This is a genomic window from Bradyrhizobium sp. FW305-F6 (genome assembly GCF_058782905.1).
Genome location: NZ_JBYSYD010000002.1, coordinates 482125 through 507510, shown reverse-complemented (window position 1 = coordinate 507510; position 25386 = coordinate 482125). Strand labels below are relative to the sequence as shown.

Genomic DNA, 25386 nt, shown 5'->3' with positions numbered 1-25386 from the left:
GCATGTTCGGGAAGATGTGCAGCAGTCCTCCAAAGATCATGCACGATCAGAACCGAGGCAAGCTCGCCAAACAGGGAGGTTCGCAATGGACAGCGAGGGTGCAGGCGGCAAGCCGCTGGTCAAGACCCAAGAGGATCTGCGCGCGCATTTCGGGCAGGTGAACTTCATCGCCGAGAAGAAGGTTCTCCATCATCTCGACAAGTTCTGCCGCGACTTCATCGCGTTGTCCCCCTTCCTCGTCCTCGCGACGAGCGACGGCAATGGCCACGCCGACGCAAGCCCTCGCGGCGACGCGCCGGGTTTCGTCGCCGTGCTCGACGACAACACGCTGCTGATTCCCGACCGCCGCGGCAATAACCGCGTGGACACGTTCGGCAACATCATTGCCTCGCCCGGGATCGGCCTGATCTTCATGGTGCCTGGAATCAACGAGACCCTGCGGGTCAACGGGCGCGCGGAGATCTCGCAGGATGCCGCGCTATTGGCGCCGCTCGCGGTGCAGAACGTCGTCCCGGTCATCGGGATCAAGATCCATGTCGAGGAGGCCTACTTTCACTGCGGCAAGGCGCTCATGCGCTCGAAGCTGTGGAGTCCGGGGGCCCAGGTCGAGCGCAGCAGCTTCCCGACACTCGGCCGGATCATCGCCGAGCAGACTGCAGCCATCGAGACCGAAGTCGCTGAGAGGACGTTGGAAGAAGGGTATCGTACGAGGCTCTACTGAGTGGCGACTTGCGCATGCCATACCGAGGTGCGATCGTCAGTGCTGCAGACAAGGCCACGAGCGCTATTCTTCGGGTTAGATTGGCGAAGCGATTGACGCCGCCAACGCGCCTTCGCATAGAGCGGCCGCATTCAGAACTCTGAAATCTTCATGACGCCGACCGATGAACTGGATGCCCACGGGAAGGCCGTTTTCGGCGAAGCCTCCGCAAATGACTGCGGCGGGCTGTCCCGTCTGATTGAACATGGCAGTGTATGTCGTGATGTCCAGGAGCCGGCCTTCGTCAGGGGCGGCTTGATCCGCCGGGAACCCACGACGTGAGTCGTGGGGGCGACGATCAAATCGAATGGAAGAGTCCGCTCGATTACAGCGGCTTTTGCACGTTCCAGTTCGTCGCCCGCCTTCAGCAGTTGCTCGGCATCGACCTTCGCGCCACCGGCGATCAATCTGTGAAGCGCAGGATGGATTTGATGGCGCTCCTCAATGGAGAGATGGGCCACGCGAGGACCAAAGCCCGTCGTTTGCAGGATGCCGATGCGCCAGCCCTTCAAGCCATGCGGTGCAGAACGTCTGTCGTCCGGACTTGAAGCAGGCAATGAACCGTAGTCGCGCCCGTCGGGCCGCGAGAGTACGTCGAACAGCAGCGAAAGATCATCCATTGAACGGGCCATAGGACCCGCGCTGCGGTACGGACTTGGCGGCAGGTGCAGAATGCGCCCCTGGGGTGTTCGTGCGGCGACCGGACCTTGGGCGGAGAGTGCCGCCCGAGGTCATGCAGCGCCTCGACGCCCTGCCGCAGCAGGCCGATGCCGTGATTGTGCTTGCGGACGGCCTGTCGGCCAGCGCGGTCGCCGTCAACGGGGCGTCCCTCACGCGAGCCGTCGTGAAACGGCTTGACGCAGCCAAGATCTCGGTTGGATCGGTGATCCTCGCCGCTCAGGCCCGCGTGGCGTTGGCCGATCCTGTTGGAGAACGTCTCAAGGCCCGCGTCTCGATCATGCTGATCGGCGAACGCCCCGGTCTATCTGCGGCGGACAGCCTCGGCGCATATGTGACCTATCGACCGGAAACGGGAACTCCCGACTCGCGGCGCAATTGCATATCAAATATCAGGCAAGGCGGCTCGCCATTGCGGACGCGGCCGACGCTATTGTGGCCCTGGTGAGCACGATGTTAAAGCCCGGAGTTAGCGGGGTCGGATTGCATGCCGCGGCCGCAAAGCTGCCTGTGGGTGAGAGCCGTCATTCGTAGCTCAGTGCTTCACGCCCGCGAACAGGGTAGGAACGCGGACCGACGCGGTCGCTGAGCAGCTCCGAGAGCAGGCCCGTCAAAGCTGCCGCATCCGATGCGCCCAGCCTGTCCAGAACGTCCTGCTGAACGGACTTGATGAGCGGGCCAATATCCCTGAATTGCGCTGCGCCTCGCTGCGAGATGAAAATCAGGACCCGGCGCCGGTCATGTGGATCGGGCGCACGATAGACCTGTGCCGACTCGACCATTTTGTCGATGATCTTCGTGAGCGTCGGGCCATCGACAAAGAGGCGGGTTGCCAGGTCGCCCATCGCCAGCCCGTCTGCTTCGGTGAGCGCCTCGAGCACGCGGTACTGGTGAAGAGACAGGTTTCGCGGCTTGAGCTCAGCTTCCAGCATCTGCTCAAGCCGGCGATTCACGCCTCGGATGAGTTCAGGGAGGTCCACGTCGCACCCTCGGCGAATTACTTCATCTTTCAATATTTGCCTTGGAACGCAACGAGGAGCAAGCGAAAAGCAGGTTTGGGCACAACTGCCTAGGGAAGGGGCGAATGCATCGGCCGGCGCCCTGAAAAAGGGCATGTTCCCGTCGGCATCGAGCGTTCTCTTAGTGAAATGGACCTAAGCGGTACTGGATTGGGTTGGCACGATTCGTGAGTGTTCTTTGCACGAAGTGCGGAGACACCACCGTTGCGTAGCGTCCGGATATGTCTGCTTATCCCGCAAAGCGGCGCTGCGGGGCTTTGGGCCCCGTCAGCCGACGCGTGCGGACGCCTGGCGGTCGACGAGATCAACGGAATGTCCGGTGTCCTGCGACGTCCAGTTGAACTGCATGTCGTGAACGCCGGAGAAACCGGTCCAAGCGCGGGCCGGGCCGCGCGCGACGCAATCGAAATCGATGGTGTTCACGGCATCGTCGGGATGTTGCCGAGCTTCGCACGCGACTTCGTGGCGCGCGCTGCCGGTGGTCGCGTTCCGTTCATATATACGCCGCAGTTCGAGGGCCGTTCATCGACGCTGGACGTCATGGCCACCGGTGAGACCGCAGAAGAGCTGCTTTCTCCCGCGATTCAATGGCTTTCGGAAACGAGACGTGCGCGCCGATACTTTCTCTGCGGCAATGACTACGTATGGCCTCGCTCGTCCCTTCAGATTGCGCGCAGGTTGATCGCCCGCTTTGGCGGAACGGTGACAGGTGAATACTATCTGCCGGTCGGCCGGCATGACTTCGACGAGATGCTGGACCGGATCAAGGGAACGCGCTCGGACGTCGTTCTTCCGTATTTCCTGGGCTCTGATTGCATCGCATTCAATCGTGCCTTCTGTGCGGCGGGGCTGAGTATTCGCGCGCTGCGGTTTTCCTCGGCGATCGACGAGACCGTGGCATACGGCCTCAATGTAGATGAAACCGAGAATCTTTACGCCGCTTCGAGCTACTACGGGTCGATCCGCTCACGAAACAATGGCGCGTTTCTGGAACGTTATCATACCGCGTTTGGCGATAGTCCGCCTCCCGTGAATGCCTTTGGTCAGTCCTGCTACGAAGGCATTTACTCGCTCGCGTCCCTGATCGAGGAAGCCGCCAGCCTCGATGCACGCAAATTGGAGCGCCTTTACGGAAGGACGTACCAGCGGCGCACGGCACGAGGCGATCTGGCGCAATCGGTGGTCGGCGGTCGCCATCCGATCTATCTGGCTCGGCTCGATGGGTACGATTTCTCCATCATTGCGCGCCAATAAAATCGCTTGCCTTTTCAAATATTGTATTCCTAATATTTGCCGTATCAAAGAACTGATGGGGACATTTATGCCTTTCTCCCGCCGCCGCTTCCTGCAGCGCTCAGCAATTGCAACGACGACGTTGATTGCTGCACCTGCAATCTTCCGCTCCGGCGCTTTTGGCGCCGAAAAGCCGATCGTCGTCGGCAGCCTTCACGACCAGTCCGGTCCGATCGCGGCGTCCGGCACGCCCATGGTCTACGCGCTTCAGCTCGCCGTGGACGAGATCAATGCCGGCGGCGGATTGTTGGGGCGGCCGTTGAAGGTGATCCACTACGACACGCAGTCGAATATCCAGATGTACTCGCAGTTCGCGCAACAGCTTGCGGTGAAGGACAAGGTCGATGTCGTCCATGGCGGCATCACCTCCGCCTCGCGCGAGGCGGTGCGTCCGACCTTCGATCGCTTCAAGGTGCTGTACTTCTACAACGTTCTCTACGAGGGGGGCGTCTGCGATCGTAACACCTTCTGCACCGGTACCACGCCCGCGCAGACCGTTGAAAAGCTGGTGCCGAGCGCGATGAAGAAGGCGGGCAAGAAGGCCTACATCATTGCCGCCGACTACAATTACGGTCAGATCACTGCGAAGTGGATGACCAAGTACGTCAAGGACAATGGCGGCGAGGTGCTGGCGACCGACTTCTTCCCGCTCGACGTCACCAATTTCGGGACGACGATCTCGAAGATTCAGGCGGCAAAGCCCGACCTCATCCTGTCTGCACTGGTCGGCGGCAACCATACGGCTTTCTACCGGCAATGGACCTCGGCCGGCATGAAGGGCAAGATTCCGATCGCGTCGACCACTTTCGGTCTCGTCAACGAGCCGACCACACTCGATGCCGCCGAAAGCGATTCCATTCTCGGCGCCTACGGCTACTTCGAGGAGCTTACCACGCCGGCCTCGAAGAGCTTCGTCGAGAAGATCAAGAAGGCCCATCCCGACTCACCCTATGTCAGCGAGCTGGCTGCCTGCACCTATGAGGGTGTCATGCTTTGGGCCGCCGGCGTGAAGAAAGCCGCCAGCATCGATCGGATGAAGGTGATTGCCGCGCTGGAGGACGGGATCGCTTTCGATGGCCCGAGCGGCAAGGTGACGTTGGACAAGCCGACCCATCACACCACCCGCAATGCGTTTCTTGCGGAGGTGAAGGACCGCAAATGGTCGGTGCTGGAGAGCTACTCCGACGTCAAGCCGGCCGATACGGCCAGCGTGTGCGACCTCGTCAAGAACCCGAACGACACCAAGCAGTACATCATCAATCTCTGACGCAGCCGGGCCTCGCCCATGGGCGGGGCCCGCCACATCGAGGGACCGAAAGAATCCAAGAATGGCGATCTACCTCATCGTCGCGCTCGACGTCCTGAACGGGATATCGTCGCTGTTCCTGTTGTGCCTCGGACTGGCGATCATCTTTGGCATGATGAAGATCATCAATCTCGCCCATGGCGAGTTCATCATGCTCGGCGCCTATGCGACCGTTATATCGGCTAATGCCGGCGTCAATATCTGGATTGCGATGCTGGTCGTTGCTCCGCTCTTCGTAGGTCTCGTCGGTCTCGTCATCGAGCGGTGCCTCATTCGCTTTCTTTATGGGCGCTTGGTCGATTCGATGCTCGCAACCTGGGGGCTGAGCCTCCTCATCATCGGGATCGTCACGACAATCTACGGCAACACGCAGCAGGGCGTGCCCACTCCTCTCGGCGGCTTCTCCATTGGTTCGTATCAGTCGAGCTACTACACCCTGTTCCTGGCCGGATTGGCGGTGGTGATGATGGCCGTGGTCTACGGCGTGATGAGCTACACCCGCTTCGGGCTGATCGCCCGCGCGACGATGCAGAACCCGGCAATGGCGGCGACGCTGGGCGTCAATCCGGCGCGGGTCTACATGAGCACGTTCGCGGTCGGAGCGGCCATCACAGGTCTCGCCGGAGGTCTGCTGGCTCCGGTTTCGGGCATCACGCCCGGCATGGGCGGCGCCTACGTCGCCAAGGCCTTCATGACGGTCGTCGGGGGAGGCGCCGCCATTCTGTCGGGGACGATGTCGGCGGCGAGCCTGTTCGGTGCCGTCAATCAGGTCGGCGCCTTCTTCACCACGCCGGTCTATGGCGAGGTTCTGGTGTTCACGGCGGCGATCGTGCTGATCCGCCTCCTGCCGCAGGGAATTTCCGGCCGCTTCTTCAAGGGGAATCTGTAATGACCATCCGCTTTCGCCTTGTGGCCCAGGCGGTTGCCGTCGTCATCGCGATCATCGCGATCGCGCTGATCCCGAGCGTCATCGAGCTGTTCGCAATGATGCAGCTGACGTTGTTCGCGGCAATGGCGGTGCTGGCGCTCAGCCTCGCCTTCATCTGGGGCTATGGCGGCATCTTGTCCTTCGGACAGACGGCCTTCTTCGGCCTCGGCGGCTATGCTTACGCGATATCAGCGATCAATTTCCAGGATTCTACGCCGTCGATCCTGCTTGCCATTATCATTCCCTCGTTGTTCGCCGCGATCCTCGGCTACTTCATCTTCTTCGGCCGTATCTCTGACGTCTATCTCGGCGTGATCACGCTCACCGTGACTCTGATCCTGTTCAACTGCGTCAACTCGACCTCGGGTGACGAGTACAGGATCGGCAAGGCGCTGCTCGGCGGCTTCAACGGCATGCCGGCCGTGCCGACCTTCAACGTTCCGTTCTATCCGGACCAGATCCTGTCGCCCGAACAATCCTGGTGGGTGACGGGTGGGACGTTGCTCGGGACATTCCTGCTTCTCCGCTTGCTCCTGTCTTTACCCGCTGGACACGTCATCGTTGCCGTGCGTGAGAACGAGGTTCGTGCCTCGCTGCTCGGTTACGACCCGCGGAAGGTCAAGCTGCTCACTTTCATTCTGAGCGGCGCGATCGCGGGGCTCGCGGGTGCGCTCTACGTCAATTGGGGCGCGTTCGTCGGGCCGACCATCTTCAGCCTGTCATTGTCGGCGGAGATCATCATCTGGATCACGGTGGGAGGGCTCGGTACCTTGCTTGGCCCCATCGTTGGCTGTGTGCTCATCGAGTACATCGTCGCCTATATCGGCTCGCAACAGGCCCTGAACTCCAACCTCGTGCTGGGCGCCGTGCTGGTCGTCTTCGTGCTGCTGCTTCCGAAGGGACTGGTGCCCACGGCGCGCGATCTCTTGATGCGGCTAGTGCCCGCACCGAAGCCGAAGGCGCAACTCGCAGACGAGCAGTTGCCGCCGCCGGTGGGGGCGTCTCACATGGCCGGAGCCGAATGACCGTGGCGGACCTCGTACCCCTTCTCAAGGCAGAGCACCTCACGATGCGTTTTGGCGGTGTCGTCGCCAATGACGACATCACCTTCACATTGGAAGAGATGGAGCTGCGCTGCCTGATCGGGCCCAACGGCGCCGGCAAGAGCACCTTCTTCAAGACGCTGACTGGACAGCTCGTACCGACGTCGGGTGCGATTGCGTTTCGCGGTCAGCCGATCGCCGGAAAGCTGTCGCACGAAATCGCTCGCATGGGAATCGGCATCAAGACCCAGGTGCCGAACGTCTTCAACGGTCTCTCGGTGCGAGAGAACATCTGGCTCGCCGTTCGGCGGAAAGCGACGCCGCGCGCCCAGGGGCCGGCGGTGGATGCGGTATTGCAGATGATCCGGTTGACGGATCAAGCCGATCGCATCGTGGCGACTCTCTCGCACGGCCAACGACAATGGGTCGAAATCGGCATGGTGCTTGCGGCCGAGCCGGAATTGATCCTGCTCGATGAGCCGGCCGCCGGAATGACCGACGAGGAGACACTGCACACGGCGGCCATCATCCGCGAGATCAACCAGACCCGGGCCATCATCGTCGTCGAGCACGACATGGAGTTCATCAAGCAGATCGCGAAGAAGGTGACGGTGTTTCATCAGGGGCGGGTGCTGGTCGAAGACACCGTGGACAAGGTCCTGGCCGATCAGCGCGTGCGCGACGTCTATCTCGGCAAGAAGGTGGCGGCATGAGCGCGCTTCTCGAGGTCCGGGATCTACGGTCGGGCTACGGCCGCATTCCAATCCTGTTTGGTCTCGACATGACCATTCAGGATGGCGAGTATCTCGGCATTCTCGGCCACAACGGCATGGGCAAGACCACGACGCTGCGTGCGCTGATGGGGCATTTGCCGACGACAGGTGGCTCCGTCACCTTCGCCGGCAAGCCGATCACCCATCTCAAGCCGCACGAACGGTCCAGGCTTGGTATTGGGCTTGTGCCGCAAGGACGAGAGATATTTCCCGACCTGAGCGTCCTCGAGAACCTGCGAATGGGCCTGGCGGCGGCGCCGAAGGAGGACCGATCGGTCATCGACGCGGTGCTTCAGGACTTTCCGCGCCTGGTGCGACTGCTCGACCGACGCGGTGGGGCCCTGTCGGGCGGTGAGCAGCAATTGTTGGCGCTGGCGCGCTGCCTCTGCACGAAGCCTCGGCTGATCCTGCTGGACGAGCCGACCGAGGGTATCCAGCCGTCGATCATCGAGGAGATCGTCGAGACGCTGCTCGCACTGAAGAAGCGGTGGAACATGTCGCTGATCGTCGTCGAGCAGAACCTCGAGTTCATCACCTCGCTGTCGGACCGGATCCTCAATATCCAAAAGGGGCGCATCACCGGAGAGCTTGACCGCGAAGACCTTCTGGCTCGGGACGGCGCGATGCATCCAAACTAAGTTCAATCCCCGGCGTGGCTGCGCCGGTCGTTCCGATCGCTGGTTCTCTTGCTGCCGGCTTGTCCTCACAAGAAAGGATGACTCATGTCTATCAAACGCCCGACCGCCGAAGATGTCGCCGAGCTCGCCGCGAGCCTCCACATGAACATGACGGTCGAAGAAGCCGGAAGCTATCTTGCCCTCATGGGCGGGATGTTCGACGCCTACGACGTGATCGACGAGCTGCCGAATCCGCTGCCGCCGGTCAAATATCCGCGCATGCCGGGCTCCAAGCCGATGCCGAAGGACAACAAGTACGGCGCGTGGGCGATCAAGACCGAGGTCAAGGGTGCGGCGAGCGGCAAGCTCGCGGGTCGTACCATCGTGCTGAAGGACAACGTCGCCCTGGCCGGCGTCCCCATGATGAACGGCTCGACCACGCTCGAAGGCTTCATTCCCGCGGCCGATGCGACGATCGTGACCCGGATTCTCGATGCAGGCGGCACCATCGTCGGCAAGGCCGTTTGCGAGCATTTCTGCCTGTCGGGCGGCAGCCACACCTCCAATCCGGCACCGGTCCATAACCCCCTCAAGATGGGGTATTCGGCCGGCGGTTCATCATCGGGCAGCGCCGCGCTGGTCGCAGCGGGCGAGGTCGACATGTCGATCGGCGGCGATCAGGGTGGCTCGATCCGTATCCCGGCGTCGTATTGCGGCATCTACGGCATGAAGGCGACACACGGGCTCGTGCCGTATACCGGCGTCATGCCGATTGAATCGACGATCGACCACACCGGGCCGATGACGGCCAATGTCGCCGACAACGCGTTATTGCTGGAGGTGCTCGCCGGTCCCGACGGGCTCGATCCGCGCCAATACGCGCCGAAAGTCACGAGCTACACCGAGATGCTCCGCAAGGGCGTCAAGGGCATGAAGATCGGCATCCTGAAGGAAGGATTTGCCGTTGCGAACATGCAGGAAGGCGTTGCGTCCAAGGTGAAGGCCGGCGCAGAGCGTTTCGCAAAGCTCGGCGCCAGCGTGTCGGAAGTTTCGATTCCCGAACATCTTCATGCACTCGCGGCCTGGAACCCGATCACGCTGGAAGGCTTCCTGGTCCAGATGATGATCGGCAACGGCATGGGCTTCAACTGGAAGGGGCTCTATGACGTCGGCTTGCTCGACGCCCACTCGGGTTGGCGCAGCCGCGCCGACGACCTGTCGGAGACGCTCAAGCTGACCATGCTGGTCGGGCAGTGGGGCGTCAGCCATTATCGCGGTCGTTACTATGCGAAATCGCGCAACATCGCGATAGCTGCCAAGGCGGCCTATGATGCGGTGTTCGGTTCCTACGACCTGCTGCTGATGCCGACCTTGCCCTGTGTCGCCACGCCGATCCCGGCCAAGGACGCGCCGCTCGCCGAGATTGTCCAGCGTGCTTTTGAAATGACGGCGACGACCAGTCCGTTCGACGTGACCGGTCATCCCGCGATGACCATTCCCTGCGGTCTGTCGGACGGCCTGCCGGTCGGCCTGATGCTGATCGCCAAGGATTATGACGAGGCGACCATCTACCAGGCGGCCAGCGCCTTCGAAGCCGACGGCGATTGGAAGAAGTTCTGATGATCACCATCACCGCCGTCATCAAGGCAAAGTCCGGCCACGAGGGCACGATGCGTGACGCGCTGATGGCCGTCGCCGCAAATGTTGCGGCCAACGAGCCTGGCACGATCGGATTCTTCATCTCGCAGAGCGAGGACGACCCCTGTGTGTTCACGACGTACGAGCGATTTGCCGACAAGGCCGCTATGGATCGCCACAACAGCTCGGCGGTTGTTGCGACCTTCTTCGGGATCGCCAAGCCCATCCTGGACGGAGAAGTCATATTGGTGACCTCGACGGAGGTGTCGGCGACGATCCGCTGAGCCGGCGCCCGCGTATTGCAGGAGAAGATCGTGACGTTACGGCTTCATGGCATCATCGGACGATCCGACGACGCAGCCTATGCAGATCGTCTTCACCACGTCGAACATCACGGCGGGATCGAACTCCTGTTCGTGCCGCCGTCGGATGTCGGCCGCAAGCGCTTTCGCTTGACCACCGATCGGGGAACCGATTGCGCCGTCAGCCTGGACCGGGACGAGGTCCTGGTCGACGGCGCACTGCTGTTTCTCGCACATGATCGCGCCATCATCGTGCGCTTCGGCGAGCAGGAATGTTGGCGATTGAAGCCGGTCGACCAGGCGGCGGCGCTCAAGCTCGGCTGGAATGCCGGTAATCTACATTGGCGGGTCCGCTTCGAGCACGAGATTCTCGTTGTCCTGCTGGACGGTCCGCTGGACACCTACCGCGCGCGTATCAAGCCGCTGCTCGAAGCCGGCGAAGTGGTGGAGAGCGACGCTGTTTGACAGATTGCAGACGCTGGCCTTGTTGCAGCTCGGGGACAGTGCCTACCCGGCCGGCGGCTTTGCATTCTCCTGGGGGCTGGAAGGCCTTGCTGCGGACGGCATGCTTGGCAGTCGCAGCGAACTCGATCGGATTGTCGCGGACCAGCTCCAGCGGCGCTGGGCGAGCATGGACCGTGTTCTGCTGCGCCAGTCCTTTCGGGCAGAAGATTGCGTGGCCATCGCGCGCGTGGATCGCCTGGCCGAGGCGGCGACACCTTCAGCCGAAATGCGGGAGGGATCGCGGCGGGCGGGCAGGGCGCTACTCGGGGTATGGTTCAGGCTCGATGGGCCGCTATCGGTCGCCTACCGTGGCCTGGTGTCGTCGGACACGAGGCTCGGCCATCTGGCCGTTGTGCAGGCCGTCGTCGGCCGGGACGCGGGGCTCAGCCTGGAGGCCGCAGAACTGGTCTCGGGCTGGACGCTCGTAACCGGCCTCGTCAGCGCAGCCGTCAGGCTCGGGATCATCGGCCACATCGAGGCGCAGCGCAGCCAGGAAGCCGCACGGATGTTGCTAGCGGAACTGCTCGAGGTGGCTCCGCCGCCCAACGCGCTGCCTGCGAGCTTCACGCCGTTCATCGACATCGCGGTTTCGCGTGGACCGCTGCGACAAGTCCGCATGTTCACCACTTGAGAGAGGATGCTCTTCCATGATGAACCTTTCGCCGACCGAGATGGATCGCCTCGTCATCTTCAATGCCGCGCAAATGGCGCGCCGCAATCGGTCGCTGGGAATTCGGCTGAGCCATCCGGAGGCGGTCGCCTACATCACGGACGAAGTCATGACCGCGGCGCGGCGCAACATGCCTTACGCAGAGATCCGCGACATGGCAGGCCGATTGTTGACATGGGACGATGTCGAGCCCGGCGTCGGGCAGATGATCCCGATGCTCTATATCGAATGCATGTTCGCGGAAGGAACCAAGGTGATGGCGCTCTTCGAACCGGTCGGCCCCAGTGACACATCGGTCGTGGACGATATCGTGCCCGGTGAGATCATCGCAGGCGACGGAGACATTGAGAGCTTCGCAACCTTGGAGGCGATCACCATCGATGTCACGAATACCGGCGACCGTGACGTTCAGGTTCGCAGCCACACTCACTTCTTCGAGGTCAATCGCGCGTTGCTCTTCGATCGCGCGGCAGCTTGGGGCAGGAAAATCGACCGTCCCGCAGGGGCCGGTATCCGTTTCGAGCCGGGGGTCACCAAGTCCGTGCGGCTGGTCCCGATCTCGGGTGATCGCGCCGTGCATGGGCAGGCGGGCCTCGTCAACGGTTCATTGGATGCGCCGTCGGCGAGGGATAATGCGCTTCAGCTTGCCCGCGCCCGCGGCTATCTGGGAGCCTGACCATGGCCACACTGTCGCGCAGAGCCTACGGCGAACTCTACGGGCCCACCAAGGGCGACCTCGTGCGATTGGCTGACACCAGTCTGCTCGCCGAGATCGAGCACGACTACACCACCTACGGGCACGAACTGCTGGTCGGTGCGGGAAAGAACCTGCGCGATGGCGAGGGCGTCAACGCTTACAGGACGGCCTCCCACAATATTCTCGACGTCGTCATTAAGAACGCCACCATCGTCGACGCAGTCGCCGGCATCGTGAAGGCCGACATCGGCATCCGTGACGGGCGCATCGTCGGTATCGGCAAGGCCGGCAATCCCGACGTGATGCCCGATGTACATCCCGACATGGTGGTGGGTCACACAACGGCGCCGATTGCCGGTGGTCCTTTCATCGTGACCGCCGGCGCCATTGAGTCGCACGCGCACCTGATCTCGCCCGAGCAATCCGACCATGCGCTTTCCGGCGGGACGACCACCCTGGTCGGAAACGGATCGGGGCCGGTTTTTGACGTCGGCAGCGGGGCCGCTTCGACCTTCGCGCGCTTCCTGCAGGCGATCGAGTTCTCGCCGCTCAACTTTGCCTTGTTCGGGCGTGCGGGCTCCAACCCCGAGGCGATCGAGGAAGCCGTTGCGGCCGGCGGCATGTCGGTCAAGATTCACGAGGATTTCGGCGCCGCCCCCGCGGTCATTGATCAGAGCCTCATTGCGGCGGATCGCAATGATTTCGCTGTCCATTTGCACACCGACTCGATCAACGAATACGGCTTCTGCGAGGATACGATGGCGGCGGTCGAGGGACGCACCATCCATATGTATCACGTGGAAGGTGCCGGCGGCGGTCACGCCCCTGACCTGCTCAAGGTCGTGTCGTGGGACAACGTTATTCCCTCGTCGACCAATCCGACCAATCCCTACACGTCCTACGGCATGGAAGAGGGCGTGCCGATGACGATGATCTGTCATCAGCTCAACTACAACGCACCCGAGGACGTGATGTTCGGCGAGGCGCGCGTGCGCGCCCAATCGATGGCCGCGGAAGACTTTCTGCACGACATGGGAGCGATCTCGATCTTCGGCACGGATACGCAAGGCATGGGACGCCTCGCCGAGAACGTCGCGAAGTGCTGGCAGCTCGCGAGCGTCATGAAGGATCGGATCGGCCGCCTGCCCGAGGAAAAGACGGCACGTGCGGACAATGAGCGCATCAAACGCTACATTGCCAAGCTGACCATCAATCCCGCCATTGCGGTGGGCATCGACCACACCGTCGGTTCGATCGAGCCGGGCAAGATGGCCGATCTCGTTCTCTGGCCGCGCGCTTCCTTCGGCATCAAGCCGTATATGGTGATCAAGAACGGCTTTGTCGTCTGGGCAGCCATGGGCGACGGCAACGGCAGCCTCGGTCTGTCGGAACCGATGATTCAGAAACGGATGTGGGGAGCGCTCGGTGCCGCACCGCAGAGGCTGGGCTTCAATTTCATGTCGAAGCTCGCCATGGATGCCGATGTGACCCATAAGCTCGGCCTCGAGCGCGCCGCCATCCAGATCAAGAATGTCCGGAAACTGCGGAAGGCAGACATGTTGCGCAACGCCGCGACACCCCATGTCGAGGTCGACCCTCAAACGTTCGAGGTCCGGGCTGATGGAAAGCTTCTGATGTGTCCGCCCGCGACGAAGGTGCCGTTGGCAAGACGGTACATGCTCCGATGAGCCGGCTCTCGCTCAACACTGGACTGGCGCAGCCGCGGATCGCGGCCGCACGGGTTGGAATCGGGGGACCGGTCGGTTCGGGTAAGACTGCCTTGGTGGAGTGCCTGATCCCGGCACTCGCTGCGCGGGGCATCGATATCGCCGTCATCACCAACGATCTGGTCACGGCCGAGGACGCCGAGCGGATCAGGCGCTCCGGTCTCATCGATCCGGCGAGGGTGTCGGCGGTCGAGGCAGGCGCGTGTCCTCACACCGTCATTCGCGAGGACCCCACGCTGAACATTGAGGCCGCAGATGAGCTCGAACGCCGCTTCCCGGGTGTCGAGCTGATCCTGCTGGAAAGCGGCGGCGACAATCTCGCCTCGACGTTCTCGCGCGATCTGACCGACTTCTGGATGTTTGTGATCGATGTGGCCGGAGGCGACGATATTCCGCGCAAGCGCGGTCCGGGTGTCATTCGCGCCGATCTTCTCGTCATCAACAAGGTCGATCTGGCGCCTCATGTGGGCGTGGATCTGGAGCGCATGCACCGGGACGCATTGAACGTCCGCGGAGACCGTCCGGTCCTGCTTACCAATTGTCGCCGCGGCGACGGTATCGAGTCGATCGTCGATCTCCTCGAGCGCGACGTGTTGTTCAGGACATGAGTCGCGAAACGCCGAGCGAAGCAGCGCGGCTCGACCTTAGCTTCGTCCGGCGGGCCGGCCGCACCGTGATCGACAGACGCATGTTCGCTTGGCCCTTCGTGCTCACGCGCAGCTTTCACGTCGATCCGGACCGGCCGGATTGTCTCAGCGTGATCGTGCAGACGGCGAGCGGGGCGGTCCACGGAGAGGACAGCCTCGCACAGCGCTTCACGCTTGGCCCTGGGACGGCCGTTTGCCTGACCAATCAGGGCGCGACTGCTGTTCATCGCGCCGAACCCACGACGTGCGCTACCGAGACGGTGAGGCTCGATGTCGCAAGCAACGCCAGTCTCGAATATCTGCCCGAGCCGCGCGTCATGTTTCCCGAGGCGGCGTTGTCACAGACCATCGAGCTTGACTGCGCGGCCGACGCTTACGCGTTGATCCTTGATGCGTTCACGATGCACGACGCCCTGGGCGAAGGCCGCTACTTCCGGGAGCTGGAATCGACCTTCTGCTTGAGAAGATCGGGTGGCGAGCCGCTGCTCATCGAACGCACCCGGGTCTACCATCCAGACCACAGCCTTTTCCGTGGCTACGCCGCCTTTGGGTCAGCATTTTTGGTGCTGCCCTCCGGCCATGATCCGGCGGATATCCAAAGTGAGTTGACCACGGTGCTAGAGCGGATCAACGGACTCTATGGTGCGGCGAGCGCTCTGCCCGCGAAGGGAGGGATCGGGATCCGTCTCGCGGCCTTGGAGCTGAGGTGCATTCGTCAAGCGTTTGAGGCCGTGAGAGTGATCTATCGCGGCATCCTCTCCGCTTCGCAATGCGCGGGTCGGCAGTCATCCCAGAACAGACCGATCTTGTCAGAACACCTGCCCTTGGAAGGGGCTCGCATTCTTAGGCGAGCCGCTGCTTCTCCGGGAGCGAGCTGAGCTGGTCTAAGCAGCGAAGAACGGATTGGCCGGTCTCGCGAGGCCGAGATGGTCTCGCAATGTCGTCCCCTCATAGTCGCGGCGGAACAGTCCGCGTTCCTGCAGGATCGGTACGACCAGCTCGACGAAGTCGTCGAAACCCTCATGGAAGTAGGGCGGCATCACGTTGAAACCATCGGCGGCACGCTCCTCGAACCAGAGCTGGAGCGTATCGGCGATGCGTTCGGCCGAGCCGCACAGCACCCAATGGCCGCGAGCGGCGGCAGTGAGATTGTAGAGATCACGCAGCGTCATGTTCTCGCGGCGGCCCTTGGCGAGCATGACGCTGGCAAAGCTGTGATAGCTGTCCGACGGTGCGATGTCGGGGATAGGGCATCGAGATCGTAGGCCGACATATCGCGGCCGAAGCGGTCGGACATGATGGCGAGTGCAGCAGGGCGCGGTGGGTGTCGCCCAGTCGAACATCACGGCGCAAGAAGCGCAGATCCGAGTTCTCCAGCAGGAGAAGTCCCACCAGCGTGTGGTGGCGCCATTCGACGGCGTGGTCACGCAGCGTAACGTGGACAACGGCAGCCTGGTATCAGCTGGGTCCACCTTCATGTTCACGCTGATGCATTCCGACGTGATCCGAACCCAGGTGTTCGTGCCGCAGGACGAAGCGTTCGGCGTTGGTCCGGGCGTCTGCGGATATCCGCGTCCGCGAGATTCCGGGGCGGACGTTTGCCGGCAAGGTCACGCGGATCGCAACCGGGTTGCAACCGGGAAGCAGGACGCTGCCGACCGAGATCGACGTGCCCAATCCGGCAGGGCTGCTCAGTCCGGGCATCTATTGCACGGTCGAACTATCGATCCCGCGTCGGACGGCATCGACGACGATCCCGTCCGATGCGCTCGTCTTCGACCAGAACGGCCTCCATGTCGTGGTCGGCACTCGCAACGATGTTGACTTTGCAGCTGGGCGGCTATCCAGTCGAGGCACAGGTCGCAACGACCGGTACAACCGCGATGGGTCTGCCGACGGTGCCCGGCGCGATCGTGATTTCACCGCTCAACAGTCCCGGGCCGTTTTCCGCAACGACCGTGTCATGTGCCCCGGACACGACGCTGGCACCGGTTCCGCGCGCGTCGGATCCGACGACGCCGGGGACGGTGGTGGTCTGCGCGCCGCCGTCGTCATCGTCGACGCCGGTGCCGGCGACGCCAACGGTATCGCCGACAGGCCTTGCACCACCGGGCATCGCGACGCCGTTGCTGCCGGTTACAGGGCAGAATAGCAGCGCCATCGGGACGATCTCCTCAGTTGCGTCCTCTGGAACAGGTACGACGGTCGGATGTAGTTCGGCGCCGGGGGAAGAGGTGACGAGCGCTGCCTCCTTGCCGTTATCAATCCCGCAAGTGGCTACAAACCCCGCACCTGGTACGATCCAGGCGGGCGCCAGTGCTGCCGGTGGCACGGGCATGAACCCGAACGCTGCCGTCGTGCCCAGCCCGAACAGCTCGGCTTGCATGGAAGGCGTCTCGATGAACCTCGCTTCGCCTGCGACTGTGTTGCCGGCGAACGCCTCAGGCGCGGCGCCGACGCCGGGCGTATCGCCAATCCTGCCGCCGGGATGCTGAGGTGAAGGCTGATCGGGCCCGAGTGCTCGACGTAGCCGGTGAAAAAGACTTGCTTCTGAGTGCTGAAACATGCCGTGTTTGGCGGCGGGACAGAAGCGCCTTGAACGCGACGATGATCCTCGTTGATTTCGTTCCGGCTTCCGTCAAAGCCTGGCACCTGGCTTGCCGCGCGCATCCGCATCAACAGCGGCCGTTGTCCTCTCGCTGTCATCCCCGGCTGCGGCTCGTTGACGGTCTCTGGTGTCGTCTTCGCAAAGCTCCTTCACCAATTCCAGCGCCTGCTGCAGATCCGGTGTGAAGAGCCCTTCGCTGAACTTCCCGATGATCGGCACAAGGAGCTCGGTCGCCTGGTCAGACCGACCCGCATCCCGCCACAGGCGCGCCAGGCTGATGGCGGTTCGCAGTTCCCACGATCGGGCGTTCTGCGTGCGCGCGACCTCCAGCGAACGTGCGAACAAATGCTCGGCCTCCGCGATCACTGCCGACCCGGCATGGGCCAGCTTCAATTCGCCTTGCAGGCGGTAGATCTCCGCGAGACAGAAGTGATCGCCCGTCCTCTTTGCGATTGCCAAGGCACCATCAAGCGCGTGCCAGGCCGCCTCCGGCACACCGGCTCTCGCATAGCCCTGCGCGAGCAGGCTTCTGAACCAGCAACTGGCAAGCCAGGAATCCTGCGCCTCGTAGCCTTCCACGCCCGCCCGCATTTCGCTCAGCCCTTCATCCATCGCACCGAGCTCAGTCAGCGACCATCCATGGAGAATTGTCGCCTGCTGTTTCCAGTGCAGGAAGCCGTGTTCCGACGAGATGGTCATCGCCCGGCTGGCGTAATCCCTGGTCCCCACGACGTCGTGCATATGCTGACAAAGGTAAGCACCAAATACCAGGGCGAACGCTACCGTGAAGGGATGGCGCCTCTCTTCCGCGTCGGTAATCGCCTGCTCGCTGTGCTGCCGCGCGGTGTCGGGCCGTCCCAGGAACCATAGCAGATAGGCGAGGTATGATGACGACATGACACCAGGATTGATGAGCCTCTCGCCCGAACCGCGATGCAGGGCCGGATCATCGAGGCGGATGGAGCGTTGAAGATGATGCTGCGCCGCCAGAAACCGGCCCCGGTATAGCATGGTCTGCCCGATCGACCTGTGGGCCTCGACGAGGTACAGGGTTTGCTTGGAGAGCAGTCCGCTCGGGCGTTCCCGCCTGGCAAACTTCAGGAGTTCGGCGCTCAGACTATGGGCCTTGGCCAAGTCGGCCCGAATGAAGTGGCGCATCCAAAGGCCCCTTATCGCCGCAAGCACCTTGTCTTCATCATCCAGCTGCCGGCCGAACTCGAGGGCTCGGGTAAAATTGTCTTCGACCTCCTGTGTACCGTAACCCTTGGCAGCGATCAGCGCATTACCCAGCGCGACGCGAAGCTCCAGCTCCATTTGATCGCGATTGGGCATCTCGAGACTGGCTTGAACGACCGCCAATCCCCGCCGCAGATGGCCGATGGCCTCCAGATAGGCGCCCAGCATTGCGGCTTGCTTGCCGGCCTTGAGCCAGGAGCTTGCCGCCGGCTCGCTTTGATCGGATTCGGTCAGATGATAGGCCAGAAGCTCCGGTTCACGCTCGGTCCTTTCCGGATACTTCCTGGCCAGCACCGAGGCGATCCGAGCATGTAGCCGTCTCCTCTCGCTGCGCAACAGGCTCGCATGCGCTGCATCCTGGATCAGCACGTGTTTGAAGGAGTAGAGCGCATCCGGCGGCTGGCCCAGCCGGACGATCAAGCCTGCCTCCTCCAGACGATCGAGCGCCGCCTCGATCTGCTCGGCTGGTAGGGAAGCGACCGCGTTCAGCATCTCGTAGGAGAACTGCCGGCCGATGGTCGCGCCGATCTGTGCGACCCTCTTGAACGGACCCATTCGATCCAGGCGCGCCATCAGCGAGTCCATCAGCGTCGCCGGGATCGCCAGTTGTCGCCACGAACCGGAGAGCACATAGCGCCCGTGGCGCTCGGTCAGAAGGTCGCTTTCGAGGACGGCTTTGGTCAACTCCTCGACGAACAGCGGCACGCCGTCGGTCTTGACGATGATGTCCTCGACGACTTCCTTCGGCATTTCGCGGCTGCCGGCGACCCGCTCGACCAGCGTCGTCCGCAGCTGCCGGCTCAGCCTGTTCAGCACCAGCGTCGTGATGTGGGAGCGAGCGCTCCAGCTCGGCTGGAATTCCGAGCGGCAGGTCATTGCGACGAGGATGGGCGTATTCTCGACCTTCTCCATCAGGAGGTCGACGACCTCCCGGGATGTCGGATCGATCCAATGTGCGTCTTCGAATGCGATCACCAGCGGCCGCTCGCGCGCAAGGCCCAGCAGATGATTGACGAGGGCGGAAACGATGGCATCCTTCTGCTGTTGCGGCGACAGATCGAGCGGCGGATAACGATCTCCGGTCGGAATCGACAGCAGCGCGGCGAAGAGCGGCGTTACCTGCTCGACTTCACCACGTGCGGCCGCTATCGCCCGTTCCAGACTCGTCAGAGAAGAGGCGGACGCGTCGTCGCGGTCCAGACCGAGGGCAAACTTGAGCTGTTCGATGAAGGGATGGAATGCCGTCGAGCTGTAGTAGGGCGAACACTGGAAGGAGACGTGCCCGTGCCGGTCGCCTGCGATCCGCTCGAAGATCTCCTGGACGATGCGCGACTTGCCGATGCCCGGCTCGCCGAACAGCACCACGACCTGGCCGTCGCCTGCCTTGGCCTGCTGCCAGCGGCCGAGCAGAAGCGAGATTTCGTCGTTGCGATTGACGAGCGGGGTCAACCGAGAGCCCATGGCCGCGGCAAAGCGGGTCTCCACGCGCGACGGCCGAACCACATGCCACACCTCGGTTCTTCCGGGTATGCCCTTGAGCTCATGGTCTCCGAGATTGCGGTAGTCGAACTTCCCCTTCAGCAGCGAGCGCGTCGACGAGGAGATGACCACACCGTTGGACGGCGCCAGGCCCTGCAGCCGCGCCGCGAGGTTGACGGTTTCACCGACTGCGGAATCGCGCTCCTCCACCCCCTGGCCGACCAGGTCGCCGACCACGACCAGTCCCGTCGCGATGCCAATTCGAACGGCCGGCGCATGACTGGGCGCACCCCGGGGCTCGATCGCACGTGTCGTCGACAACATCCGGACGATCTCGAGGCCAGCCCGCACCGCTCGCTCAGCATCGTCCTCGTGCGCGTTCGGATAGCCGAAATAGACAAGGATGCCGTCGCCGACAAAGCGGGCGGCAAATCCTTCATAGTGCTTCACCACGCGCACGCAGGTTTCGCGAAAGCTCGCGATCATATCGCGCACGTCCTCGGGATCGAACTGCGAGGAGAGCGAAGTGGAATCCACCATGTCACAGAACATGGTGGTGAGCTGGCGCCGCTCGGCACCGATCTCCGTTCTAGGAGGACTGCGAACCGCTTTGGCCGGCGCTTCTGTCGAATCGGAAGCAGAGAGGGATGATATCGCCCGTTGCAGGCGCTTGCGATCTCCGAGCGGCAGCCCGAGCGCCGCCAGATCGGCCTCCGTCAGATCGGACATGACGTCCAGATCGAGCCGATGCTCGGTGAAAAGATCGGAATATTGGCCGAGACCAATGCCTGCCAGCCAGCCCTTCAGGTCGCCCGCCGCCCCAGGGTTCGGCTCTTTCTCCCGCATTGAGTCCAACCGCCCGCATTCATGGTGGAGCTGCAGGCCCCCAACCACCAATTCTAGGGGACCATACTTCACCCTGGACTGGAGGCGTACAACAGGTTTTTTTGAAAGGAATAGCCAACCAGATCGAAAAGGCACTGAATTGCCCGACTTCGCAGTGACTTCGCCGGAGGGGTCGACCGGCGAGAACCCGGGAAATCACCCTTTTTAGGCATTCGGGACCTGCATGAACCGGATCCCCCCAACGACATCCGCAGAGGCATCGGCAAGCACCAATGTCGTGGCCATTGTTGTGATCTGCGGGGGGGGGGAAACCATGACGGCCACGTGACCCGGAGCGCGGCAATAGAGCGGGTGACAGCACTCCTCTCCCGCACTGCGCAGGCCCCTTGATGCGGGGAGCTTTCATTTCAAGCTTCAGAACGAAGCGCGCCATGCTCCCGCGAATACCGTTCGCGGCGGGGCTGCCGTTCCTCGAGAATGCGCCTCACGGAATGGGAGCACAGCCCGCACCTGACCGTGCAGCCGAGGCAGCCGTAGATCTGCGCGGCGGAGCAAAGCTCGTCGCCGGACGACGCCACGTCTCTGATGTCGTGGTCGCTGATGACGTTGCAGGAGCAGACGATCATGCTGGATTCCGTTGCGTGATGCGACGCGCGGCGCGGAATCTGACCGCCGCGGCTGTTGCGTTGGCAATGGCGCGTCCCCGCTGATCCGCGCCGGTCCACTGGGCGTCCCGACCGCGCGGATCGATCTCCAGCAACTTGACCCCAGCCGGAACTTCGCTGCCGTCGCGGACGATGCCGCGCAGGATTCCGTCGCGCGGCGCGAGCACGGGTACGCCGGAGAGGTGACCGAGCACGAGGTCGCGGTAGACGCGGGTGCCGATCTCAACCGGCGTGTGCCAGCGTCCCGCGAACCGCGAATAGACGAAGCGTTCCGCGCCGACATCACCCAGTGAACTCGCGACGCCATCGGCGGCATCGGTCCAGCGCGCGTCGGTGACCAGCCCGATTTTGCCCGGGCGGGTCTCGACCGCGACGTCGCAATTGGAGTTCGACGAGAAGCCCGGGCCCAGTCCGATAGCAAGGTGGGCGAGCCGCCTGAGGTCGGGCGTGATCCGCCGCTTCTGCAGTCGCGCATCGACCAGAAGGTCGATGTGGCGGACCGGAAGCAAGTCGAGCAGGCCGAGCCAAGTGACCATGATTCGTGCCGGCCGGCCAAGCGCCTGATAGACCTGCATGCCGTCGTCGACGCGCTCGGCGACGACATCTTCGAGCTGCACTGTGTCGGTGAATAGCGCGTCATGAAACGCCATCTTGCGCCGGATCACCGGCGGATCCGGATCGTGTGACAGCACGACACAATATCCGGCGCGCACCAGCTGGAGGCCGATCGCAGATGCGATCTCGTTGGTGCCGAGGATCACGGCAAAGAGTCGATGGTCGTGCGGCTGGGGCATTTGAAACCACGTTTGCGGAGGAGATGCAGCAAGGCGCGATCAAGCTCGGAACAGGAAGAGCAAGAGCCGGGCCATTTGGAACGGTTGAAAAACAGCCCTCAACTGCCGGTCAGCACTCAGAAAGGAGAAACGCAGCGTGACGGCGCCGCTTGGTCCGAAAGCGCACGGGCGCGTGTTGCAAACCTTGCAGCGTGTCGCGAACTCGACATTCGGTCGCGGAATTTGCTGCGATCGGGCGATAGCGTGTGGTCCAATTCCTGCAAAGTTGCCTTCATCGTCATTGTCTGGCGTCCGGTCGGACGCGGTGAGGAGTTCTGGTGACGCTCGACCTCTTGGATCGCGACGGCGCGCCGGGTGGCGCGCCGGCACCCGACATCGCGTCGTGCCCGTTTCACGGCGACAAGGCACGTGCACAAAGCCGCGCGCAGAAAACGCTCGTGCTGACCGGCGCGTCCCGGGGCATCGGTCATGCGACGGGGAGGCTGTTCTCCGAAGCCGGCTGGCGGATCATCACCTGCTCCCGGCAGCCATTCGACACCGGGCGATGTCCTTGGGACTCCGGGGCCGACAACCATGTGCAGGTCGAGCTGAGCGACCATCGCGCGCTGCCGCGTGCGCTCGCCGAGATCAAGGAGCGGCTCAACGGCGGGCCGCTGCACGCGCTGATCAACAACGCCGGCATTTCGCCCAAGGCCGCGGACGGCAGCCGGCTGAACTCCCTGACGACGCCCGTCGAAACCTGGATGAGCGTATTCCACGTCAACCTGCTCGCGCCGGTCTTGTTCGCGCAGGGCCTGGTCGACGAGCTGAAACGGGCCGCCGGCGCGATCGTCAATGTGACCTCGATCGTGGGCTCCCGCGTGCATCCCTTTGCCGGCACCGCCTACGCGACGTCGAAAGCTGCGCTCGCGTGCCTGACCCGCGAGATGGCGCACGACTACGCGCCGTTCGGAATTCGTGTCAATGCGATCGCTCCCGGCGAGATCAAGACCGACATCCTGTCGCCGGAGACCGAGGCCCAACTTGCGCCGATCATCCCGCTGCATCGCGTCGGTACGCCCGACGAGGTCGCGAAGGTGATCTTCTTCCTGTGCTCGGACGCGGCCAGCTACGTCACCGGTGCGGAAGTACCGATCAACGGAGGGCAGCACGTATGATCGGGCGGTCGCGGCCGTCCTGGAAAAAATTTCGCAGGGTTTGCGCTGGATCAATGCGCCGATGTCGATCTTGAGCGTGTCGCCCGTCCCGGCGGTAATTCCGCACAGTGGATGATAAAGCGTGCAAGGCGGATGGAATCTTTTTGCAGCAATGCCGACAACTTGAGCGCGACTCTGGACACGACATGAATCAGAATAAGACAAATTCCAAAGAAAGCGGCCGGGAGGATGTAACGGGCAACGGAGATTCCGTGATGCTGAATGCTGCTCCCTCGGTTGAAGGACACCGGGCCGATCAGACGGCGCCAATCGTGCCGCTCAATGAGATCGCGCTGACCGGAATCTTCGAAATCTCGAAAATATTGACGGCACCGACGCGGCTGGAGGCGACGCTTGCCAACGTCGTCAACCTCCTGCAATCGTTTCTCCAGATGCGCCACGGCGTGGTCGCGCTGCTCGCGGACGACGGCATTCCCGATCTCACCGTCGGAGCCGGATGGAGCGAGGGCAGTGACGAGCGTTATCGCGGGCGGTTGCCGCAGAAGGCTGTCGATCAGATTGTCGCGACCGCGATGCCGCTGGTGGCGGAGAACATCGCCAGCCATCCCGCCTTTGGTCCGGCCGACGTGGAGACGCTGGGCGCTTCGGAGGCGGTCCGGGTGTCCTTCATCGGCGTTCCGATCCGCATCGACGCCAAGGTCGTCGGCACCCTGACGGTCGATCGGATCTGGGACGAGCGGTCGATGTACCGGCTCGATTCCGACGTGCGCCTGCTGACGATGGTCGCCAACCTGGTCGGCCAGACGGTGAAGCTGCACCGGGTCGTTGCGCAGGATCGCGAACGATTGATGCATGAGAGCTACCGCCTTCAGAAGGAGCTATCCGAGCTCAAGCCGGCGCGCGATCGCCGCAAGGTTCAGGTCGAAGGCATCATCGGCGACAGCCCGGCGCTGCGAGGGCTGCTGGAAAAGATCGCGGTGGTGGCGAAGTCGAACTCGACCGTCCTGCTGCGCGGGGAGTCCGGTACCGGCAAGGAGCTGATTGCAAAGGCCATTCACGAGCTTTCGCCGCGCGCCAAGCGTCCGTTCATCAAGATCAATTGCGCCGCCCTGCCGGAATCGGTGCTGGAATCCGAACTGTTCGGCCATGAGAAGGGCGCCTTTACCGGTGCGCTCAATTCGCGGAAGGGCAGGTTCGAGCTGGCTGACAAGGGTACGCTGTTCCTGGACGAAATCGGCGAGATCTCGGCGTCGTTTCAGGCCAAGCTCCTGCGCGTGCTACAGGAGCAGGAGTTCGAGCGCGTCGGCGGCAACCAGACCATCAAGGTCGACGTGCGCGTCATCGCTGCGACCAACCGCAACCTGGAAGAAGCGGTCGCGCGCAACGAGTTTCGCGCCGATCTCTACTATCGCATTAGCGTCGTGCCGATGATGTTGCCTCCGCTGCGCGAGCGGCGCAGCGACATTCCGCTGCTGGCCAACGAATTCCTGAAGAACTTCAACACCGAGAACGGCCGCACGTTGTCCTTCGATCGGAACGCGATCGAGGTCCTGATGAGCTGCGGCTTCCCAGGCAACGTTCGGGAGCTGGAAAACTGCGTGCAGCGCACGGCGACGCTTGCGCCGGGACCGGAGATCGTCAGGAACGATTTCGCCTGCTGCCACAGCCAGTGTCTGTCCGCGATGTTGTGGAACGGTGGATCCGAGGCTGCGCCGCAGCGATCGCTGCCGATCGTGCCGCTCTCCGTCCTGCCGGCCAGGGCTCCGCGTGAGGCGAGTGTTGGTGCGCCGGCAGCGTTCGATCCGGGAGCGTCGACGCCGGACTCTGCCAATGCGTCCTCGAGCGGCAGCATGGCCGACCGTGATCGTGTCATCGCCGCCATGGAGAAGTCCGGTTGGGTCCAGGCCAAGGCTGCGCGCCTGCTCGGCCTGACGCCGCGGCAGATTGGCTATGCGTTGAAGAAGCACGGCATCGAGGTCAAACGGCTCTGACCGCGTGT

The 25386-nt window shown here is 62.9% G+C and carries 25 protein-coding genes and 2 pseudogenes; 20 read left to right on the top strand and 7 right to left on the bottom strand.

Annotated elements, in window-relative coordinates; genetic code table 11:
• The first annotated feature begins 85 nt into the window (after positions 1-85).
• On the top strand, positions 86-721 hold the full coding sequence (locus AC3WLX_RS13760; RefSeq protein ID WP_291619790.1) for a pyridoxamine 5'-phosphate oxidase family protein: 636 nt from the start codon (positions 86-88) through the stop codon (positions 719-721).
• Between the two features lie 75 nt (positions 722-796).
• On the opposite strand, the gene AC3WLX_RS13755 is transcribed toward AC3WLX_RS13760, so the two are convergent.
• Positions 797-967 (bottom strand): hypothetical protein, encoded by a 171-nt coding sequence (locus tag AC3WLX_RS13755; protein ID WP_492336338.1) that lies wholly within the window; start codon positions 965-967, stop codon positions 797-799.
• A 71-nt stretch (positions 968-1038) separates the two neighbouring features.
• On the opposite strand from AC3WLX_RS13755, the gene AC3WLX_RS13750 reads away from it, so the two are divergent.
• The gene (locus AC3WLX_RS13750) at positions 1039-1308 is read left to right on the top strand and encodes a hypothetical protein (protein ID WP_492336337.1); all 270 of its coding nucleotides are present in this window, start codon (positions 1039-1041) and stop codon (positions 1306-1308) included.
• On the opposite strand, the pseudogene AC3WLX_RS13745 reads toward AC3WLX_RS13750, so the two are convergent.
• A pseudogene (locus tag AC3WLX_RS13745) lies at positions 1213-1440 on the bottom strand (amidase family protein); the annotation flags it as partial. The gene AC3WLX_RS13750 and the pseudogene AC3WLX_RS13745 sit on opposite strands and share 96 nt — an antisense overlap.
• Before the next feature lie 5 nt (positions 1441-1445).
• On the opposite strand from AC3WLX_RS13745, the gene AC3WLX_RS13740 reads away from it, so the two are divergent.
• Positions 1446-1886, top strand: coding sequence for an ethanolamine ammonia-lyase light chain EutC (locus AC3WLX_RS13740; RefSeq protein ID WP_492337283.1), 441 nt, complete (start codon positions 1446-1448; stop codon positions 1884-1886).
• Between the two features lie 76 nt (positions 1887-1962).
• On the opposite strand, the gene AC3WLX_RS13735 is transcribed toward AC3WLX_RS13740, so the two are convergent.
• A complete protein-coding gene (locus AC3WLX_RS13735) occupies positions 1963-2418 on the bottom strand; it encodes a MarR family winged helix-turn-helix transcriptional regulator (protein ID WP_492336336.1) in 456 nt (151 codons plus the stop codon).
• A 243-nt stretch (positions 2419-2661) separates the two neighbouring features.
• Here AC3WLX_RS13735 and AC3WLX_RS13730 point away from each other — a divergent pair, with 243 nt between their 5' ends.
• The 14 genes from AC3WLX_RS13730 (at position 2662) to AC3WLX_RS13665 (ending at position 15480) form a co-directional block, all read left to right on the top strand.
• Positions 2662-3711, top strand: coding sequence for a substrate-binding domain-containing protein (locus tag AC3WLX_RS13730; RefSeq protein ID WP_492336335.1), 1050 nt, complete (start codon positions 2662-2664; stop codon positions 3709-3711).
• Positions 3712-3778: 67 nt separating this feature from the next.
• On the top strand, positions 3779-5017 hold the full coding sequence (locus AC3WLX_RS13725) for an urea ABC transporter substrate-binding protein (protein WP_492336334.1): 1239 nt from the start codon (positions 3779-3781) through the stop codon (positions 5015-5017).
• A 61-nt stretch (positions 5018-5078) separates the two neighbouring features.
• Positions 5079-5945 (top strand): branched-chain amino acid ABC transporter permease, encoded by an 867-nt coding sequence (locus tag AC3WLX_RS13720; protein ID WP_492336333.1) that lies wholly within the window; start codon positions 5079-5081, stop codon positions 5943-5945.
• Positions 5945-7009: a branched-chain amino acid ABC transporter permease gene (locus AC3WLX_RS13715; protein ID WP_492336332.1), complete on the top strand. Its 1065-nt coding sequence runs from the start codon at positions 5945-5947 to the stop codon at positions 7007-7009. Before AC3WLX_RS13720 ends, AC3WLX_RS13715 begins: the two co-directional genes overlap by 1 nt.
• Positions 7010-7011: 2 nt before the next feature.
• Positions 7012-7740: an ATP-binding cassette domain-containing protein gene (locus tag AC3WLX_RS13710; RefSeq protein ID WP_492337282.1), complete on the top strand. Its 729-nt coding sequence runs from the start codon at positions 7012-7014 to the stop codon at positions 7738-7740.
• The gene (locus AC3WLX_RS13705) at positions 7737-8438 is read left to right on the top strand and encodes an ABC transporter ATP-binding protein (protein ID WP_492336331.1); all 702 of its coding nucleotides are present in this window, start codon (positions 7737-7739) and stop codon (positions 8436-8438) included. The genes AC3WLX_RS13710 and AC3WLX_RS13705 overlap by 4 nt, the downstream gene beginning before the upstream one ends.
• An 84-nt stretch (positions 8439-8522) precedes the next feature.
• A complete protein-coding gene (locus AC3WLX_RS13700) occupies positions 8523-10037 on the top strand; it encodes an amidase (RefSeq protein WP_492336330.1) in 1515 nt (504 codons plus the stop codon).
• Positions 10037-10339 carry a putative quinol monooxygenase gene (locus AC3WLX_RS13695; protein WP_291619814.1) on the top strand — a complete coding sequence of 101 codons (303 nt, stop codon included), beginning with the start codon at positions 10037-10039 and terminating at the stop codon, positions 10337-10339. The genes AC3WLX_RS13700 and AC3WLX_RS13695 overlap by 1 nt, the downstream gene beginning before the upstream one ends.
• Before the next feature lie 30 nt (positions 10340-10369).
• Positions 10370-10822, top strand: coding sequence for an urease accessory protein UreE (gene ureE / locus AC3WLX_RS13690; protein ID WP_492336329.1), 453 nt, complete (start codon positions 10370-10372; stop codon positions 10820-10822).
• A gap of 4 nt (positions 10823-10826) precedes the next feature.
• Entirely contained in the window at positions 10827-11492 is a 666-nt protein-coding gene (locus tag AC3WLX_RS13685) for an urease accessory protein UreF (RefSeq protein WP_492336328.1), read from the top strand.
• Positions 11455-12207 (top strand): urease subunit beta, encoded by a 753-nt coding sequence (gene ureB / locus AC3WLX_RS13680; protein ID WP_492336327.1) that lies wholly within the window; start codon positions 11455-11457, stop codon positions 12205-12207. Before AC3WLX_RS13685 ends, ureB begins: the two co-directional genes overlap by 38 nt.
• 2 nt (positions 12208-12209) lie before the next feature.
• Positions 12210-13916 carry an urease subunit alpha gene (gene ureC, locus AC3WLX_RS13675; protein ID WP_492336326.1) on the top strand — a complete coding sequence of 569 codons (1707 nt, stop codon included), beginning with the start codon at positions 12210-12212 and terminating at the stop codon, positions 13914-13916.
• Positions 13913-14563, top strand: a complete 651-nt coding sequence (gene ureG, locus AC3WLX_RS13670; protein WP_492336325.1) for an urease accessory protein UreG — start codon at positions 13913-13915, stop codon at positions 14561-14563. Before ureC ends, ureG begins: the two co-directional genes overlap by 4 nt.
• Entirely contained in the window at positions 14560-15480 is a 921-nt protein-coding gene (locus AC3WLX_RS13665; RefSeq protein WP_492336324.1) for an urease accessory protein UreD, read from the top strand. The genes ureG and AC3WLX_RS13665 overlap by 4 nt, the downstream gene beginning before the upstream one ends.
• Before the next feature lie 6 nt (positions 15481-15486).
• On the opposite strand, the gene AC3WLX_RS13660 is transcribed toward AC3WLX_RS13665, so the two are convergent.
• A complete protein-coding gene (locus tag AC3WLX_RS13660; RefSeq protein ID WP_492336323.1) occupies positions 15487-15801 on the bottom strand; it encodes a hypothetical protein in 315 nt (104 codons plus the stop codon).
• Positions 15802-16148: 347 nt separating this feature from the next.
• Between AC3WLX_RS13660 and AC3WLX_RS13655 the strand changes: the two are divergent.
• Positions 16149-16268: pseudogene (locus AC3WLX_RS13655) on the top strand (hypothetical protein); the annotation flags it as partial.
• A 174-nt stretch (positions 16269-16442) separates the two neighbouring features.
• On the opposite strand, the gene AC3WLX_RS13650 reads toward AC3WLX_RS13655, so the two are convergent.
• From AC3WLX_RS13650 to AC3WLX_RS13640, 3 genes are all read right to left on the bottom strand, one after another.
• A complete protein-coding gene (locus AC3WLX_RS13650; protein ID WP_492336322.1) occupies positions 16443-16988 on the bottom strand; it encodes a hypothetical protein in 546 nt (181 codons plus the stop codon).
• A 252-nt stretch (positions 16989-17240) separates the two neighbouring features.
• Positions 17241-20771, bottom strand: a complete 3531-nt coding sequence (locus AC3WLX_RS13645; RefSeq protein WP_492336321.1) for an ATP-binding protein — start codon at positions 20769-20771, stop codon at positions 17241-17243.
• Between the two features lie 622 nt (positions 20772-21393).
• Entirely contained in the window at positions 21394-22230 is an 837-nt protein-coding gene (locus AC3WLX_RS13640) for a xanthine dehydrogenase (protein WP_492336320.1), read from the bottom strand.
• Positions 22231-22547: 317 nt separating this feature from the next.
• Between AC3WLX_RS13640 and AC3WLX_RS13635 the strand changes: the two genes are divergently transcribed.
• Positions 22548-23387 (top strand): SDR family NAD(P)-dependent oxidoreductase, encoded by an 840-nt coding sequence (locus AC3WLX_RS13635; protein ID WP_492336319.1) that lies wholly within the window; start codon positions 22548-22550, stop codon positions 23385-23387.
• Between the two features lie 254 nt (positions 23388-23641).
• Positions 23642-25378: a nif-specific transcriptional activator NifA gene (gene nifA, locus AC3WLX_RS13630; RefSeq protein WP_492336318.1), complete on the top strand. Its 1737-nt coding sequence runs from the start codon at positions 23642-23644 to the stop codon at positions 25376-25378.
• Positions 25379-25386: the final 8 nt, after the last annotated feature.